The organism is Pseudomonas orientalis (assembly GCF_022807995.1).
GTDB classification, from domain to species: Bacteria; Pseudomonadota; Gammaproteobacteria; order Pseudomonadales; family Pseudomonadaceae; genus Aquipseudomonas; species Aquipseudomonas orientalis_B.
This window is the reverse complement of record NZ_CP094351.1, coordinates 4,205,814-4,222,145: the sequence shown is the minus strand read 5'-3', so window position 1 is coordinate 4,222,145 and position 16,332 is coordinate 4,205,814. Positions and strand designations below refer to the sequence as shown.

The following is a 16,332-nucleotide window of genomic DNA, read 5'->3' as shown; positions in this document are numbered from 1 at the left end:
GGCACGGGATTACATGGAAATCGGTCTGCGCGAGTGGCTGATCGTCATCGGCATTATTGTCATTGCCGGTATTCTTTTTGATGGCTGGCGCCGCATGCGCGGCGGCAAGGGCAAGCTTAAATTTCGCCTGGACCGAAACCTGTCCAATCTGCCCGACGACGACGGCAGCGCCGAGCTGCTGGGGCCGCCCCGTGTGCTGGATACCCACAAGGAACCGCAGCTGGACGAGCACGACTTGCCGTCGATGAGCGCGCCGGTGCGTGAAGCCCGTGAGCCGTCGTCCAAACGTGGCAAGCGCGGTAGTACTGGCGTGGCCGAGCCGCATCAGGGCGACCTGAACCTGGGCGTCGACGAAGGCCCGAGCTTCAGCAGCCGCGACGATGATTTCCCGGATGAAAACGGCGGCAAGACCCCATCGCGCCAGTCGGTCAACGATCAGCCGCCTGCCGAAGAAGTGCTGGTGATCAGTGTGATCTGCCGTGATGCCGCTGGCTTCAAAGGCCCGGCACTGTTGCAGAACATCCTTGAGAGCGGCCTGCGCTTTGGCGAGATGGATATTTTCCACCGTCACGAAAGCATGGCCGGTAATGGCGAAGTACTGTTCTCCATGGCCAACGCGGTCAAGCCGGGCACCTTCGATCTGGACGATATCGACCTGTTCAGCACCCCGGCGGTCAGTTTCTTCCTCGGCCTGCCAGGTCCGCGTCACCCCAAGCAAGCGTTCGACGTGATGGTCGCCGCTGCCCGCAAGCTGTCCCAGGAACTCAATGGTGAGCTCAAGGACGACCAACGCAGCGTCCTCACTGCCCAGACCATCGAGCATTATCGTCAGCGCATCGTCGAGTTCGAGCGTCGCGCCTTGACACAAAAACGCTGAGGATTGCGCCTCGGCGTTGTCGGATAGAATAAGCGCACTACCATTTGAGCAGCTTCGGCTGCTCTTTTGCTTTTTGAGAGAACACCATGACCGCCGCCCATACCCGCATCCTCGAACTGCGCGCTGAACTGGATCAGCACAATTACCGCTATCACGTCCTCGACGAGCCGAGCATTCCGGACGTCGAGTACGACCGGTTGTTTCATGAACTGAAGGCCCTGGAAGCCGAACATCCGGAGCTGGTGACGCGTGATTCGCCGACACAGCGGGTCGGCAGTGCGGCGCTGTCGGCGTTTACTCAAGTCAGGCATGAGATCCCGATGCTCAGCCTGGGCAACGCGTTCGATGAAGCGACCATGCTGGAATTCGATCGCCGGGTGACCGAGGGCCTCGACCTGCCGGCCGGGGAACTGTTCGGCAGCGTCGAATACAGTTGCGAGCCGAAGCTGGACGGCCTGGCGGTCAGCCTGCTGTACCAGGACGGCGAACTGGTGCGCGGCGCCACCCGTGGCGACGGGACTACCGGCGAAGACATCAGCGTCAATGTGCGCACCGTGCGCAATATCCCGTTGAAGCTGCACGGCAGCGGCTGGCCGGCCATCCTGGAAGTGCGCGGTGAAGTGTTCATGTCCAAGGCCGGTTTCGAGCGCCTGAATGCCTCGCAGCTGGAAGTCGGCGGCAAGACTTTCGCCAACCCGCGCAACGCGGCGGCCGGCAGCCTGCGCCAGCTGGATTCGAAGATCACCGCCAGCCGCCCGCTGGAATTCTGCTGCTATGGCATCGGCCAGGTGACGGCGGATATCAGTGACACCCATATCGGCAACCTGAAGCAGTTGCAGAAGTGGGGCATGCCGATCAGTCATGAACTGAAACTGGCCAAGGGTATTCAGGAATGCCTGGACTACTACCGCGACATCGGCGAGCGGCGCAACAGCCTGTCCTACGAGATCGACGGTGTGGTGTTCAAGGTCAACAGCATCGCCGCCCAGCGCGAGCTGGGTTTCCGCGCCCGCGAGCCGCGCTGGGCCATTGCGCATAAATTCCCGGCCATGGAAGAACTGACCGAGTTGCTCGACGTGGAATTCCAGGTCGGCCGCACCGGCGCCGTCACGCCCGTGGCGCGTTTGAAGCCGGTCAAGGTGGCCGGGGTGACCGTGTCCAACGCCACCCTGCACAACATGGACGAAGTGGCGCGCCTGGGCCTGATGATCGGCGACACGGTGATCATCCGCCGCGCCGGGGACGTGATCCCGCAGGTGGTGTCGGTGGTCACCGAGCGTCGTCCGGAACACGCGCGCGCGGTGCAGATCCCCGAAAGCTGCCCGGTGTGCGGCTCCCACGTGGAACGCACGCAACTGGTCAAGCGCAGCAAGGGCAAGGAAACCGTCAGCGAGGGCGCGGTGTACCGCTGCGTCGGGCGCCTGGCCTGTGGCGCGCAGCTCAAGCAGGCGATCATTCATTTCGTCTCGCGCCGCGCCATGGACATCGACGGCCTGGGCGACAAGACCATCGAGCAGTTGGTGGATGAAAAACTGATCGGCTCGCCGGCCGACCTCTACAAACTCAAGTATGAGCAAATCATCGACCTGGAAGGCTTTGCCGATATTTCCAGCAAAAAGCTGATCGCCGCCATCGAAAACAGCAAGACGCCGACCCTGGCGCGGTTTATCTACGCCCTGGGCATTCCCGATGTGGGCGAGGAGACGGCCAAGGTGCTGGCGCGCTCCCTGGCTTCCCTGGAGCGTGTGCAGAAGGCCTTGCCGGAAGTGCTGACGTACCTGCCGGACGTGGGCCTGGAAGTGGCGCACGAAATCCACAGCTTCTTTGAAGACAGCCATAACCAGGACGTGATCGGCGCGCTGCTGTCGCCCGACGAGTGCGCCCTGCAAGTGCAGGAGCAGGGCGACCTGAGCCCCGAGTTCGCCGCGAGCGCCACCCTGGGCGGCCTGCTCGACAAGCTGCACGTGCCCTCCGTTGGACCGGGAGCGGCGCAGAAACTGGCGGACAAGTTCGGCAGCCTCGAAGGCGTGATCAAGGCCGACTGGCTGGACATGCGCCAGGCCCTGCCCGAGAAGCAGGCCAAGGCCGTGCGCGATTTTTTTGATAGCGAAGACAACGCCAACCGCGCCCTGGCCATCGAGCAGCAGCTCAAGGACTTCGGCATGCACTGGCAGAGCGAGAAAAAGGTTGTCGAAGGCCTGCCGGAAGCCGGGCACACCTGGGTGCTCACCGGCTCCCTGGAGCTGATGAGCCGCGATGTGGCCAAGGACAAACTGGAAAGCCTGGGCGCCAAGGTGGCCGGTTCCGTTTCGGCCAAGACCCACTGCGTGGTGGCCGGGCCGGGTGCCGGTTCCAAACTGGCCAAGGCCAGCGAACTGGGGCTCAAAGTGCTCGACGAAGAGGCGTTCGTCGCCTTCCTCGCCAAGCACAACATCCACGTCTGATAGCGTCCTCTGGCGAGGGAGCTTGCTCCCGCCGGGCTGCGAAGCAGCCCTTCCCCGGGAAAGTGGAACGATCCTGCACGGTAAATGATCTAGTCTCAGTCACCCCAGGGGAGAGATCGCCATGTTCCGCTACTTCGAGCAACTCAGCACGCGCATCGCCGCACCGTTCATGGCCGGATCCTCGCGTAACAGCAAGGTATGGCAATGCCGATGCGGCCAATCCTTGTTCTTTCGCAACAGCCAGTGCCTGGCCTGCTCGGCGCTGCTGGGCTACCACCCGCAGCAAAGCCGCTTGTCTTCACTGCAACCAGGGCCGGTGATCGATACCTGGCTGATGGATGACAACCTCGACGCCGGCGCCTTTCGCCGCTGCGCCAACCTCCAGACCCCGGCGGCCTGCAACTGGTTGATCCCGGCGCACAGCACCTCGGCCCTGTGCGTGGCGTGCAGCTTGAACCGCACCATCCCTGATCTGTCCATCCCGGAAAATCCCGAGCGCTGGCGCAAGGTGGAAACCGCCAAGCGCCGACTGGTGGCCCAACTGATCAGCCTGGGCCTGCAGGTAGTGCCCAAGAGCGTCAACGAAGACACCGGCCTGGCGTTCGACTTCGTCGGCATCGACCTGCAAGGCAACGCGCCCACGACCGGCCACGCCAACGGCCTGATCACCCTTGACATCAAGGAAGCCGACGACGCCCATCGTGAAAAGGTTCGCATACAGATGCACGAGCCCTACCGCACCTTGCTCGGTCACTTTCGCCATGAGGTCGGCCACTATTACTGGGATCGCCTGATCGCTGGCAGCCACTGGCTCGAGCCGTTTCGCAATCTGTTCGGCGACGAAAGCGCCAGTTATGCCGACGCGCTCGACCAGCACTATCAGAACGGACCGCGCCCGGACTGGCAGCAAACCTGCGTCAGCGCCTATGCCACCATGCACCCCTGGGAAGATTGGGCCGAGACCTGGGCGCATTACCTGCACATGATGGACGCGGTGGACACCGCCCTGGGGTTTGGCATGAGCGCTCGGGAGATGGACCTCGATTATCAGCCGTTTCCTCCGAGCACCTTGTACGACCCCGAACACCCTGGCGGGGCGGCATTCCTGTCCTTCGTCAACGCCTGGATCGAACTGGCCGGCATGCTCAACGAACTGTCCCGCGCCATGGGCCAGCCGGATTTCTACCCCTTCGTGCTGCCGCCGGCGGTGATAGCCAAGTTGCACTTTATCCACCTGGTCATCCAGGAAGAGGGCGGCAGGGCTGATCAGGTCCTCCAGGCACAATGATGAAAATGTGGGAGGGGCAAGCCTTAATGCCGTCTGTAGGAGCGAGCTTGCTCGCGAAAAATTTACAGGCGCCGCGTTCATTCAGAAAGCACGCGTTATCGTTGACGTTTTTCGCGAGCAAGCTCGCTCCTACAGAGTGATTGGGAGAGCGTCATCGTTGAAGTCCATGGCAAGTACTTGAAGCTTCTCATTTTTTACGGTTGTAACTTCCGATGAGATCGGTACAATGGCCCCGCTTGCCGAGAGGCGAGCGTCGTTATGGTGACCCCATCGGTCCCCCCGCAACGATTACCCGTGAACCTGGTCAGAGCCGGAAGGCAGCAGCCACAGCGGGAACATTGTGTGCCGGGGTGTGGCTGGTGGGGTTGCCTCCATAACGCTCCCTCCTGTAACACCCTTCAAAATCCTACGATCAAGCCAGTCATCTGTGATGCTTATTGCGCAGTGCATGACGACCATTCCACGACTGGTGGCATACTCCCAAGCGTCTTTCTCCTGGCCACGAGGCTGTATGCACTCGGAACATTTTGACTTATCCAGCCCTGTGTTCTTGCCGATCACCGATGAAACCTGTGCGGGGTTATTAGGTGCTGACGGCGCGGATGCGCTGGTAGCCCTCAGTGAACCGGAGTTGGCCGCCGTGCTGGTTATCCAGAATCTGGCGCAAATGCCGGAACACGAGTTGAGTGCAGTGGGCGCTGAAAGGGTGCTGGCCAAGCTCATTGGCTGGGCGGCGCAGGGCAGGCATTCGGCCGCTGTGAGCTTGCTGTCGGAGGCACAACGGCTGTTTGACCCGCGCAAGCTGTACTTCGGCCTCAACGTGGTCAAGAGCCTGAAGTTGCGTTTCCTATTGGCGGATGAAGTGTTGGCGCGGGACTATCTGTTGCCCGACGGCCAATGGGACGTCGAGTACAAAGTTCGTCACCTCAAGGCCAACAATCCCTTCCGCCAGCAGATGGTCACGCCCAGGCACCGCGAGCGCTGGTTGAGCGCCGAGCAGGACAAGCTGGTCAGGACCTTTCGTGCCAACCTGAACGAAGACCTGCATGTCCAAGGGTACGCGGGCATTGGCAAGAGTCACCTGCTGGTGGCGTTGATGGAGCATCTGCGGCCCGAGAAGACCTTGTTGCTGGCGCATACACCGGCAAAGCTGGAAACCCTGCGCGCGCGCATGGTGGGCGTACGGGAGAGACAGGCCGGGCAAACCTTTCAGGGGTTTGCCCACGCCTTATTACAGGGCCCAAGGCCGCAGCCGTTGAATACCCAAGTGCGCATCCCGAGCAAGCAGACGCTGGCGCAGGAACTGAACATCTTCGGTTTTCGCCATCTGGAAGGGCAGGCGCTGCTGGATATCTGCCTCAAGGTGCTTGAAAACTACTGCGGCTCCTGGGATTACAGTCTGTCGGCCAAGCATCTGCCGCACTTCAAGCAAGCGCTGTCCAGCGTCGATGCCAAGGTGCTTGTCGAATATTCCAGCCGGTTATGGACCTACCTTGAGGCAAATCCGGCCTGGAGCAGTCACACCGGGTTTGAAGCATTGTTGATGATCAAGCGCGCCAGCCTCGCGGGCAGTGTGGTGCCTGAGCGCTATACCCATGTGCTGATCGACGAGAGCCAGGACATTCCGGCGCCCCTGCTGCAAATCATCGAGCGCGGCCGCCAGGTGCTGATCACCCTGGGCGACGAGTATCAGCAGGCCAGCGGGTTGCCGGTCAAGCGCGCCCGTGAGGTTCGCCACACCGATGTGAGCTATTCGGTGCGCTCCGGGCGCAATGTCGAGCGCCTGGTCAATCCGCTGATCAGCCGGCACTCGCAGAAAAGCAAGGTACTCTTCGAGGGGGCGCGGGATGCGGACGTCGGTATCGAACTGTATCCCCAGGGCTTTGTGCCGCCACCGGGGTGCGTGGTGTTGACCGCGTCCCACTGGGACACCATGAAGTGGCTCATTCAACTGAGCGAAGAGCGTTGCGCCTGCACATTTGCCGGCAATGAGGCGCAGCAGGATCTCAAGTACTTCATGGAAACCGTCATCGCGTTGTTCAAGCCCGAATTCTATGGCAGCGAGTACAGCGACCGTGGACCTCATCCGTTTTTCAGCGACATGGCCGACTGGCAGCAGGTGCGCGACGCGTGCCGGTTCGATGAAGCATTTCTGTGGGTCGAGGCCAAGCTGGAAAAAGGCTTCAACGTGGCCGACGTGACACGCTTGAACCGGCTCAGCGGCCACCCGGGTGAGCGCTGTTTATTGATGCTGGCGCAAGACGCCGGCGGCATGGAGTTCGAAAGGGTGCTGCTCACGCCCGAACTGCTCACCAATGTGAAATTCCAGGATGCCTATGCGTTCGATCAGCGTCTGTGCGCGGTGTACATCGCGATCTCCCGCGCCACGGTGCAGCTTTATCTGCCTTATGACGTGGTCGAATGGATCGACTACCACCAGTATCAGAAGACCCGCGATATGCATGGCTACTGAGTGATTTACTCTGGCTGATTCACAACTTTCGAAAGCCTCTCTGGACAACCTCAAGGCACCTTGTTAGCTTCCGCCGGCCACTTGTTTCAGAGTATGACAAGGGCGTGGACTTGATATCGAAGCGCAATCGCTTCTTTACCTTACAAGGATGTCTGTCATGAAAAGCCTGCAAGGGTTACCTCGTCTTATCAGTGCCTCGGTCGGCACGCCTGGTAAAGCCCGCAACTTGCCCGCCGATGTTCAGTGCATCCAGTATCTGTTCAACCTGATCATTCCCAAGCTGGGTTTCGCCCTGCCCGAAAACGGCAAATGCGACGGCCAATTGGTGCAGTGCATCAGCCAATACCAGTTCCGTCATCTCAAGTACGCCCATCCCGATGGCGTGATCGACCCTACCGGTCGGACCTTCAACAGCTTGATCGAAGAGGCGTTGAAGGTGCCGGTGACGGCCTTCCCGGCGATGCGTATCCCGAGCTTTCTCAACGCCTTCGGCAATAACAATGCCGATGCGGTGCAGGCCACCGTCAATGTCTATCTGAACCAGGTGCGTGCGGTGATCGAGGCCGAGCGGCGTAACCGGCAGTTGATGATGCAGTCCACCTGCGATGGCGGCATGACGCTCAGCGACACGGACTTTCAGAATGCCGCCAAGCAACTGGGCAACGGGATCTCGGTGAATGTCATCAAGGCGTTTGCCACGATCGAGTCGGGTGGGAAGGTGGGCTTCGGGCCGGCCAAGTTGCCGATCATCGCGTTCGAAGGCCATCAATTTCGCAAGTACACCAAGCACATTTACGACCAGTCGCACCCGCTGCTGTCGTACATCTACAAGAAAAAAGCCGGCCCGCAGTGGCAGACCAACAACAAGGACCAGGTCAAGGCCTGGGAAACCATGGCCACGGCGTTTGCGCTGGATCAGGAAGCGGCGTTGCTGTCGGCCTCGTGGGGCATGTTCCAGATCATGGGGTTCAATTTCGCGTCTTGCGGGTTCAAGACCGTGTTTGAGTTCGTGGCGGCCTTGAAGATCAATGTCGGCAATCAGCTCAAGGCCTATCTGAGCCTGTGCGGCAAAAATACCGCGTTGATGACGGCCATGAAAAACAAGGACTTTACGGCCATGGCGCGCAACTACAACGGTGAGGACTACGGCAATTACGACGTGCTTATGAAGCAGGCCTACGACGTACTGGAAGGGAAGAAATAGGATGATGCGTTTTCTGGCGATGGGTGTGTTGTCGTTATGCGTCGTGGTGCCTGCGTTTGCAGGGCCCGCCGCGTTGCAGTCGGGCAAGTACGAAGGGCTGATGCTGGCGGTGACACCGCAGCAGCAGGTCGAGGGGTTCTATTCGGAGGCGATGGGCGAGGGCGTGACACGAGGGTGCAGCTTCTTTTTGCAGGGCAAGCCCGAGGCGCTGACCACCTGGCGCGATGTGGCTTATCCCGGCAGCGTGGCGGCAGCGGCCGACGGCGTGACCCTGACCGTGGAGCAAGGTCGCCAGCATCCAGGTTGTATCAATGTGTTGATGCCGGACATCGCTACGGGTCTGGAGTTGAGCCAGACCGCCCGGAAAAAATGGATCGGCCTGGTGACGGTATCGGCCGAAAAGGCCTACCTGTTGAAAACGCCGGGCGCCAAAGCGACAAAGCGTCCTTACATCGTCAAAAATGATGTGGTGGGCGTACTGGCGTTCAAGGACGGCTGGGCGCAGGTGGAATTTATCAATGCTGACGAGCGTTCGTTCACGGGCTGGATCAGCCAGGACCAGTACACACGGTTGACTGCACCGAAGATCTAAAAAAGGTGGGTGGGGGCTTGCCCCCGATGGCGGCCTCAGGGCCGACCAGGATGCTGGATCAGATCGAGTACATATCCGTTTCTGCGGTCACGGCCACTTAGGGTTCCGCTTTTACAGCGGCTCACTTTTGAAAAGCGCAAAAGTAAGCAAAACGCTCTTGCCCCACCACTCGGCACCTCGCCCAGGCTCGGTGTGCCCGAACGCAGGCTTGAATCCGTGGGCCGCCGCAATGGGCCATCCATGGCCCAGTGCGGCTAACCCGGCGTCCTGCCGGGTTACCCACGAATTCAAGCCTGCGTTCGGCCAGCGTGGTTTAACGGGGCGCCTAAGATCAAGATCAAAAGCCAGATCAAGAGCGACTCGCTCGCATCGTGGTGACGGTTGTGCAGATAGCTATGGCCATCGGGGGCAAGCCCTCCCACATTTTGGACTGTGTCAGCCGAAGGTTTCGCGCAGCAGTCCGGCGAACGCGTCCCTTGCCAGGTGCCGTTGGGTGTCCGTGTGCCAGAACAGCAGGTTGTCCACGGGCGCCAGCGCTTCAAAGCGATACGACGTCAGCTGATTGACCTGCTCATAGCGCGCCAGAATGCCCTCGGGGGCCAAAGCGACGCCAATTCCGGCGCTGACGCAACCGATGATCGTGCCCCAGCTGGCATAGCTGGCAATCGCCGGCTTGACGTCATGGGGCTTGAGCCAGTTTTCCAGGGCCGCGCGGTAGGGACAGCCTGGCGGCCACACCAATAATGTGCGGCCGGCCAGGTCTGCGGCGCCGGTGATGGGCGCGCTCGACGCGCTGGCGATCAATACCAGGTGTTCGCTGTAAACCACGCTGTGTTCCAGTTTCGGGTGTTTGCCACTGGCGGCTACCAGCGCCACATCGAGCCGATGGTGCTGCAGGTCGTCCAGCAGTTGCGCCCAGGCGCCGGTGACCAGTTCCAGGCTGACCTCAGGGTAGCGCCGGTGGTACTCGGCCAGCAGCGGCGGCAGGCGCCCGCTGGCGCTGGATTCCACCGCGCCGATGCGCAGCGTGCCACGGGGCGTCGCGTTGGCATCCACCGCGCGTTTGGACTCGTCCACCAATGCCAGAATGCGCTCGCAGTAGTCGAGGAAAATCTCCCCGGCGGCGCTGATCGCCAGCCCGCGTCCGGCGCGGATAAACAGTGGCGTGCCCAACTCGGCTTCCAGTTGCTTGATACGCGTGGTGATGTTGGACGGTACGCAGTGCAAGTGCAGGGCGGCCTGGGCCACGCTGCCGGTTTGCGCCACGGCTCGCACCATTTTCAGTTGGGCCAGCTCCATTGCTCAGTTCCAGTGATCTCAGAAGTCAGAAACGCTTAATTGTGCTGCGCCTGGCGCGGGCCAAGACTGACGGCATTCCTTCCCAATGTCCGGATGCCGTCGATGAATGCCCCCTCTCCCGTAAAGCTTACGCTAGTCGTTGCCGTCGTCATCCTCTGTTGGGCGTATTCGCCGATTGGCGTGCACATCGGGTTGCACAGCTACAGCCCTGGTCAACTGGCGCTGCTACGGTTTCTGATCGCGTCGGTGTGCATGGGCGCGGTGGCGCTGGTCGCGGGTATCGACCGGCCGCGCCTGCGCGATACGCCGTGGCTGCTGGTGCTGGGTTTTTTCGGGGTGTTCCTGCACCACACCAGCCTCAATAGCGGCCAGCAATGGGTGAGCGCCTCGGCGTCCAGCGTGCTGGCGCAGTCGGCGCCGCTGTTCAGCGTAGTGATTGCGTTTTTCTGCCTGAAGGAGCGGGTCAGTGCCTGGCGCTGGGGATGTGTGCTGTTGGGATTGTGGGGTGTGCTGGTGGTGATCCGGGGCGATCATGGCATGGCTGACATGGATCCACGCGGCTTGCTGATCCTGCTGGCGGCCCTGTCCTGGAGCGTGTATTTCGCTGTGCTGAGACATTATGCCCACCGCTACAGCCCGCTGACGCTGGCCTGCTATATGGTCTGGTCCGGCACCTTGATGCTGTGCGTGAACCTGCCGGGCCTGCCCGCTGCGGCGGTACAGGCACCCCTGCCGGACAACATGGCGGTGCTGGTGCTCGGTATTTTCCCCAGTGCCCTGGCCTACCTGGCCTGGGGCTACGTGCTCAAGCACGTCGAGGTCAGCCGCGCCTCGGTGGCGATGTACCTGATTCCACCCGTAGCGATGATCATGGCGGCGCTGCTGCTGGGCGAACGCATCACCCAGCAGGTGGTGCTGGGCGGGCTGATGGTGCTGGCCAGTGTCGCTGCTATCGGCCTGGAGGCGCGCTGGGTGCGTTGTTTGCGGCGTACAGCCGGTGCAGGATCAGGCCTCTGAGGAGCGCTTAGTCAGATAAGACGAGCGTGCCGGATGCAATTTCCCCCTTGCTCCGCTAGCATTACCGCCTCCCGCTTCCCAGTTGCGACGGTTTTCGATGAGTTATCAGGTTCTTGCACGTAAATGGCGTCCGCGCTCGTTCCGCGAAATGGTCGGCCAGACCCATGTGCTCAAGGCTCTGATCAATGCCTTGGACAGTCAGCGGCTGCACCACGCCTACTTGTTCACCGGTACCCGCGGCGTGGGCAAGACCACCATTGCGCGCATCATCGCCAAATGCCTGAATTGTGAAACCGGTATCACCTCGACACCGTGCGGCACCTGTTCGGTGTGCCGCGAGATCGACGAAGGGCGTTTCGTCGACTTGATCGAGATTGACGCCGCGAGCCGCACCAAGGTCGAGGACACCCGCGAGTTGCTCGACAACGTGCAGTACGCACCGAGCCGTGGCCGCTTCAAGGTCTACCTGATCGACGAAGTGCACATGCTGTCCAGTCATTCCTTCAACGCGCTGTTGAAAACCCTGGAAGAGCCGCCGCCCTACGTCAAATTCATCCTGGCCACCACCGATCCGCAGAAACTTCCTGCGACGATTTTGTCGCGATGCCTGCAATTTTCCCTGAAAAACATGACCCCCGAGCGGGTGGTCGAGCATCTGACCCACGTGCTGGGCGTCGAGAACGTACCGTTCGAAGACGACGCCCTGTGGCTGCTGGGCCGCGCTGCCGATGGCTCGATGCGTGATGCCATGAGCCTCACCGACCAGGCCATCGCCTTTGGTGAAGGCAAGGTGCTGGCCGCCGATGTCCGCGCCATGCTTGGCACGCTGGACCACGGCCAGGTGTTCGACGTGCTGCACGCGCTGATCGAGGGCGACGCCAAGGCGTTGCTCGAAGCCGTGCGCCATTTGTCGGAGCAAGGTCCGGACTGGAATGGTGTGCTCTCGGAAATCCTCAATGTGCTGCACCGCGTCGCCATCGCCCAGGCATTGCCTGAGGCGGTCGACAACGGCCATGGCGACCGCGACCGCGTGTTGGCGCTGGCCCAGGCGTTGCCGGCCGAAGACGTGCAGTTCTATTACCAGATGGGCCTGATCGGCCGTCGCGACCTGCCCCTGGCGCCGGACCCGCGCGGGGGCTTCGAGATGGTCCTGCTGCGCATGCTCGCCTTCCGGCCCGCCGACTCGGCAGATGCGCCGAGACAGCCGCTAAAGCCAGTGGGGATCAGCCAGGCCACAGCTGATTCCGCCAAACCCGTGGCTGGTGCGGCGGTGGTTGCGCCAGTGGAGGTTGCGCCCGCGGCGGTTGCCGAGCCGGTGGTTGCCGCTCCGGTGGCCGAGCCTGACGCGATTGTCGAGGCGGCGCCTGAGCCGAAGGCCGCCCCGGTCGATCTGCCGTGGAATGACCCAGTTGAAGCGCCTGTCGAGCCCGAGCAACAGCCCGCCGTGGAGCCGGTACTGGACACCACCGGCGAGCAGCCCGAACTGACGCCAATGCCCGCGCCGACCCCGGACAGCGTGGTGCCGGATGCGCCGGAGTGGGTGTCCGCGCCTGTGCCGGAGCCGACTGTCGCCCAGGTTGAGGCAGCCACGCCCGGCATCGACCTCGACGACGAACCGCCGCTGGACGAAGACTACATCGAGCCGGACATGGATTCGGCCTACAGCTACCTGGACGAACTCGCCAGCGAACACACCGCCGAGCCCGCCCCCGAGCCGGAAGTGGAGCCCGCCGCAGCCCCGGCCACCGGCCTGGCCCTGCAATGGCTGGAATTGTTTCCGAAATTGCCGATCTCCGGCATGACCGGCAGTATCGCCGCCAACTGCACATTGATTGCCATCGACGGCGACCACTGGCTGCTGCACCTGGACCCGGCCCACAGCGCCTTGTTCAACGCCACCCAGCAACGCCGGCTCAACGATGCGCTCAACCAGTACCATGGGCGCACGCTGACGATCGCCATCGAGCTGATCAAGCCCGAGCAGGAAACCCCGGCCCAGGCTGCGACGCGTCGCCGCCTGAACCGCCAGCGCGACGCCGAGGCGTCGATCCAGGCTGATCCGCTGATCCAGCAAATGATGCAACAGTTCGGTGCGGTCGTCCGTCACGATACTATTGAACCTGTCGAAGCCCCGGCGCCCCAGGCGTCATGAACCGGGCGACTTTTTGATCCACGTACTTTTGAGGTGATTCCCATGATGAAAGGTGGCATGGCCGGCCTGATGAAGCAGGCGCAGCAGATGCAGGAAAAAATGGCCAAGATGCAGGAAGAACTGGCCAACGCCGAAGTCACCGGTAAAGCCGGTGGCGATATGGTCAGCGTGGTGATGACCGGTCGTCACGACATCAAGCGCGTCAGCATCGACCCAAGTCTGCTCGAGGGCGTCAGCGATGACGACCGTGAAGTGCTGGAAGACCTGTTCGCCGCTGCCGTCAACGACGCAGTGCGCAAGATCGAAGCCAGCAGCCAGGAAAAAATGGGCGGTATGACCGCCGGCATGCAGCTGCCGCCGGGCATGAAGCTGCCGTTCTGATCGGCAGGCTTCAGTTGCACTCCAATGCCAGGCCTCGTGCCTGGCATTTTTGTTTGTGCCCATAAGATCTGAACCCTGGCACAGCAAGCAGGGTCTGCACCCTATACGCATGCATCGCCAAGGAGTCCCTGATGCCTCAAGAACCGACACTGAACCAACGCATCGTCCTGGTCTCACGCCCTCAAGGCGCGCCGACCCCGGAAAATTTTCGCCTCGAACGTGTGAACCTGCCAGAACTGGCGGACGGCCAGGTACTGCTCAAGACACTCTACCTGTCCCTCGACCCCTACATGCGCGGACGCATGAGCGACGCGCCATCGTACGCAGCGCCCGTGGAAATCGACGACGTGATGACCGGTGGCGCGGTCAGCCGTGTCGAGCAATCGCGTAACCCGAAATTCGAGGTGGGCGACCTGGTCGTGGGCTCCACCGGCTGGCAAAGCCACAGTATCTCCGATGGCCGCAACCTGATGCCGGTGCCCAACGGCCTGGCCAGCCCGTCGATGGCCCTGGGGGTGCTGGGCATGCCGGGCATGACCGCCTACATGGGTCTGATGGACATCGGTCAGCCCAAGGCCGGTGAAACCCTGGTCGTGGCGGCTGCCTCCGGTGCGGTGGGCTCGGTGGTGGGTCAGGTGGCCAAGCTTAAGGGCTTGCGTGTGGTGGGCATTGCCGGCGGTGCGGACAAGTGCCGCTACGTGGTCGATGAGCTGGGTTTCGATGCCTGTATCGACCACAAGAGCGAAAATTTTGCCGATGAGCTGGCCCAGGCCTGCTTCAATGGCGTGGACATTTATTTCGAGAACGTCGGCGGCAAGGTATTCGATGCCGTGATGCCATTGTTCAACCCCAAGGCGCGGGTGCCCCTGTGCGGGCTGATCGCCGGGTATAACGCCCATGAAGCGCCAACCGGCCCGGATCGTCTGCCGGCGCTGCAGCGCACCTTGCTGACCAAGCGCGTGCGCATCCAGGGCTTTATCGTGTTTGACGACTACGGTGATCGCCAGCCGGAGTTCCTCAGCGCCATGGCGCCGTGGGTCCGTGAGGGCAAGATCAAGTTCCGCGAAGACGTGGTCGACGGCCTGGAGCAGGCGCCCGAAGCCTTTATCGGCTTGCTCGAGGGGCGCAACTTCGGCAAGTTGGTCGTGCGCGTCGCACAGGATTGAGCATTTGACGCTAATCCGGGGCGCGGGTATAAACCGCGTCTCGTTGTTTTGTCGGACCCTTCGCCCATGAGCTTCAGCCCCCTGATTCGCCAACTGATCGACGCCTTGCGTACCTTGCCGGGCGTCGGCCAGAAAACTGCCCAGCGTATGGCGCTGCAACTGCTGGAGCGTGATCGCAGTGGTGGCACCCGCCTGGCCCAGGCCCTGAGCCAGGCCATGGACGGCGTCGGCCACTGCCGCCAGTGCCGCACGCTGACCGAAGAAGAACTCTGCCCGCAATGCGCCGACCCACGGCGCGACGATACCCTGCTATGCGTGGTGGAGGGGCCAATGGACGTGTACGCCGTGGAACAAACCGGTTATCGCGGGCGTTACTTCGTGCTCAAGGGCCATCTGTCGCCGTTGGATGGCCTGGGGCCGGAAGCCATCGGCATCCCGCAACTGGTGGCGCGGATTGAAGAGCAGGGCACGTTTACCGAGGTGATCCTGGCGACCAATCCTACGGTTGAAGGCGAAGCGACGGCGCATTACATCGCCCAATTGCTGATCAACAAGGGTTTGATCACTTCGCGCATCGCCCACGGCGTACCCCTGGGTGGCGAGCTTGAATTGGTCGACGGCGGCACGTTGGCGCACTCGTTCGCCGGCCGCAAGCCGATCGCCCTCTAACAGCCACTACAAAACAATGTGGGAGGGGGCTTGCCCCCGATCGCGGTGGATCAGCCGCGAATTTGTTGCCTGGCACTCCGCTATCGGGGGCAAGCCCCCTCCCACATTTTGACCACATTCCAAACTTGGAACTCGGTCGAATGTGGGAGGGAGCTTGGCCCCGATGGGGCCAGTCCTGACAAAGACTACCGTTCGGTCAACCCGAATTGCGTCAGGCAGAACGTGGGAATCCCCATATCTTCCAACCGCTGCGACCCACCCAGCTCCGGCAAATCAATAATCGCCGCCGCTTCAAAGATCTGCGCGCCCATGCGCCGTACCAGGTTCGCCGCAGCAATCAGGGTGCCGCCGGTGGCGATCAAGTCATCGAACATCAGCACCGAGTCGCCTTCGCAAAGGCTGTCGGCGTGAACCTCGAGGAGCGCTTCGCCATATTCGGTCTGGTAGGCCTCAGCCAGCACGTCAGCCGGCAATTTACCTTGCTTGCGAAACAGGATCAGTGGCTTGTTGAGCTGGTACGCCACGATCGAGCCGATCAGGAAGCCACGGGCATCCATCGCGCCGATATGGCTGAAGTCGGCTTCGACATAACGCTGGGCAAAGCTGTCGGCGACCAGGCGCAGGGCGCGGGGCGATTGGAACAAGGGCGTGATGTCACGAAAGATCACCCCAGGCTTGGGGAAGTCGATGACGGGGCGAATCAGGGATTTGATGTCGAACGAATCGAAAGTCATCGTCGAAGAGTCCTGGGCGGAAAACGGACCCGAAGT

At 61.8% G+C, this 16,332-nt stretch carries 13 protein-coding genes and 1 other RNA gene; 12 read left to right on the top strand and 2 right to left on the bottom strand.

Annotation, left to right across the window (positions count from 1 at the left end; all coding sequences use genetic code 11):
- The first annotated feature begins 13 nt into the window (after positions 1-13).
- The 7 genes from zipA to MRY17_RS18675 all read left to right on the top strand — a co-directional run bounded on the left by zipA (position 14) and on the right by MRY17_RS18675 (position 8,878).
- Positions 14-877, top strand: coding sequence for a cell division protein ZipA (zipA, locus tag MRY17_RS18705; RefSeq protein ID WP_181285666.1), 864 nt, complete (start codon positions 14-16; stop codon positions 875-877).
- Between the two features lie 86 nt (positions 878-963).
- Positions 964-3,321: an NAD-dependent DNA ligase LigA gene (gene ligA, locus MRY17_RS18700; RefSeq protein ID WP_191955521.1), complete on the top strand. Its 2,358-nt coding sequence runs from the start codon at positions 964-966 to the stop codon at positions 3,319-3,321.
- 121 nt (positions 3,322-3,442) lie between these two features.
- Positions 3,443-4,609 (top strand): zinc-binding metallopeptidase family protein, encoded by a 1,167-nt coding sequence (locus tag MRY17_RS18695; RefSeq protein WP_243352674.1) that lies wholly within the window; start codon positions 3,443-3,445, stop codon positions 4,607-4,609.
- A gap of 268 nt (positions 4,610-4,877) precedes the next feature.
- Positions 4,878-4,974, top strand: an RNA gene (gene ffs / locus MRY17_RS18690) — signal recognition particle sRNA small type.
- A gap of 146 nt (positions 4,975-5,120) precedes the next feature.
- A complete protein-coding gene (locus MRY17_RS18685; RefSeq protein ID WP_243352673.1) occupies positions 5,121-7,082 on the top strand; it encodes an AAA family ATPase in 1,962 nt (653 codons plus the stop codon).
- 157 nt (positions 7,083-7,239) lie between these two features.
- A complete protein-coding gene (locus tag MRY17_RS18680) occupies positions 7,240-8,286 on the top strand; it encodes an N-acetylmuramidase family protein (protein ID WP_243352672.1) in 1,047 nt (348 codons plus the stop codon).
- A 1-nt stretch (position 8,287) separates the two neighbouring features.
- Positions 8,288-8,878: a hypothetical protein gene (locus MRY17_RS18675; RefSeq protein ID WP_181285661.1), complete on the top strand. Its 591-nt coding sequence runs from the start codon at positions 8,288-8,290 to the stop codon at positions 8,876-8,878.
- Between the two features lie 435 nt (positions 8,879-9,313).
- On the opposite strand, the gene MRY17_RS18670 is transcribed toward MRY17_RS18675, so the two are convergent.
- Positions 9,314-10,177 (bottom strand): LysR family transcriptional regulator, encoded by an 864-nt coding sequence (locus MRY17_RS18670; RefSeq protein ID WP_243352671.1) that lies wholly within the window; start codon positions 10,175-10,177, stop codon positions 9,314-9,316.
- A 102-nt stretch (positions 10,178-10,279) separates the two neighbouring features.
- Between MRY17_RS18670 and MRY17_RS18665 the strand changes: the two genes are divergently transcribed.
- The 5 genes from MRY17_RS18665 to recR all read left to right on the top strand — a co-directional run bounded on the left by MRY17_RS18665 (position 10,280) and on the right by recR (position 15,562).
- Positions 10,280-11,194 carry a DMT family transporter gene (locus MRY17_RS18665; protein ID WP_181283338.1) on the top strand — a complete coding sequence of 305 codons (915 nt, stop codon included), beginning with the start codon at positions 10,280-10,282 and terminating at the stop codon, positions 11,192-11,194.
- Between the two features lie 97 nt (positions 11,195-11,291).
- Positions 11,292-13,346 (top strand): DNA polymerase III subunit gamma/tau, encoded by a 2,055-nt coding sequence (dnaX, locus tag MRY17_RS18660; RefSeq protein ID WP_243352670.1) that lies wholly within the window; start codon positions 11,292-11,294, stop codon positions 13,344-13,346.
- 42 nt (positions 13,347-13,388) lie between these two features.
- Entirely contained in the window at positions 13,389-13,727 is a 339-nt protein-coding gene (locus MRY17_RS18655) for a YbaB/EbfC family nucleoid-associated protein (RefSeq protein ID WP_057721228.1), read from the top strand.
- A 131-nt stretch (positions 13,728-13,858) separates the two neighbouring features.
- Entirely contained in the window at positions 13,859-14,893 is a 1,035-nt protein-coding gene (locus MRY17_RS18650; protein ID WP_181283340.1) for an NADP-dependent oxidoreductase, read from the top strand.
- 66 nt (positions 14,894-14,959) lie between these two features.
- Positions 14,960-15,562, top strand: a complete 603-nt coding sequence (recR, locus tag MRY17_RS18645; protein ID WP_057721230.1) for a recombination mediator RecR — start codon at positions 14,960-14,962, stop codon at positions 15,560-15,562.
- A 185-nt stretch (positions 15,563-15,747) separates the two neighbouring features.
- Here recR and MRY17_RS18640 read toward each other — a convergent pair whose 3' ends face one another.
- Entirely contained in the window at positions 15,748-16,296 is a 549-nt protein-coding gene (locus MRY17_RS18640; RefSeq protein WP_065887882.1) for an adenine phosphoribosyltransferase, read from the bottom strand.
- Between the last annotated feature and the right edge of the window lie 36 nt (positions 16,297-16,332).

What these genes read in the sequence shown, in the direction of transcription:
- zipA (WP_181285666.1), top strand. Translation starts at nt 14, where the DNA reads ATGGAAATCGGTCTGCGCGAGTGGCTGATCGTCATCGGCATTATTGTC.
- ligA (WP_191955521.1), top strand. Translation starts at nt 964, where the DNA reads ATGACCGCCGCCCATACCCGCATCCTCGAACTGCGCGCTGAACTGGAT.
- MRY17_RS18695 (WP_243352674.1), top strand. Translation starts at nt 3,443, where the DNA reads ATGTTCCGCTACTTCGAGCAACTCAGCACGCGCATCGCCGCACCGTTC.
- MRY17_RS18685 (WP_243352673.1), top strand. Translation starts at nt 5,121, where the DNA reads ATGCACTCGGAACATTTTGACTTATCCAGCCCTGTGTTCTTGCCGATC.
- MRY17_RS18680 (WP_243352672.1), top strand. Translation starts at nt 7,240, where the DNA reads ATGAAAAGCCTGCAAGGGTTACCTCGTCTTATCAGTGCCTCGGTCGGC.
- MRY17_RS18675 (WP_181285661.1), top strand. Translation starts at nt 8,288, where the DNA reads ATGATGCGTTTTCTGGCGATGGGTGTGTTGTCGTTATGCGTCGTGGTG.
- MRY17_RS18670 (WP_243352671.1), bottom strand. Translation starts at nt 10,177, where the DNA reads ATGGAGCTGGCCCAACTGAAAATGGTGCGAGCCGTGGCGCAAACCGGC.
- MRY17_RS18665 (WP_181283338.1), top strand. Translation starts at nt 10,280, where the DNA reads ATGAATGCCCCCTCTCCCGTAAAGCTTACGCTAGTCGTTGCCGTCGTC.
- dnaX (WP_243352670.1), top strand. Translation starts at nt 11,292, where the DNA reads ATGAGTTATCAGGTTCTTGCACGTAAATGGCGTCCGCGCTCGTTCCGC.
- MRY17_RS18655 (WP_057721228.1), top strand. Translation starts at nt 13,389, where the DNA reads ATGATGAAAGGTGGCATGGCCGGCCTGATGAAGCAGGCGCAGCAGATG.
- MRY17_RS18650 (WP_181283340.1), top strand. Translation starts at nt 13,859, where the DNA reads ATGCCTCAAGAACCGACACTGAACCAACGCATCGTCCTGGTCTCACGC.
- recR (WP_057721230.1), top strand. Translation starts at nt 14,960, where the DNA reads ATGAGCTTCAGCCCCCTGATTCGCCAACTGATCGACGCCTTGCGTACC.
- MRY17_RS18640 (WP_065887882.1), bottom strand. Translation starts at nt 16,296, where the DNA reads ATGACTTTCGATTCGTTCGACATCAAATCCCTGATTCGCCCCGTCATC.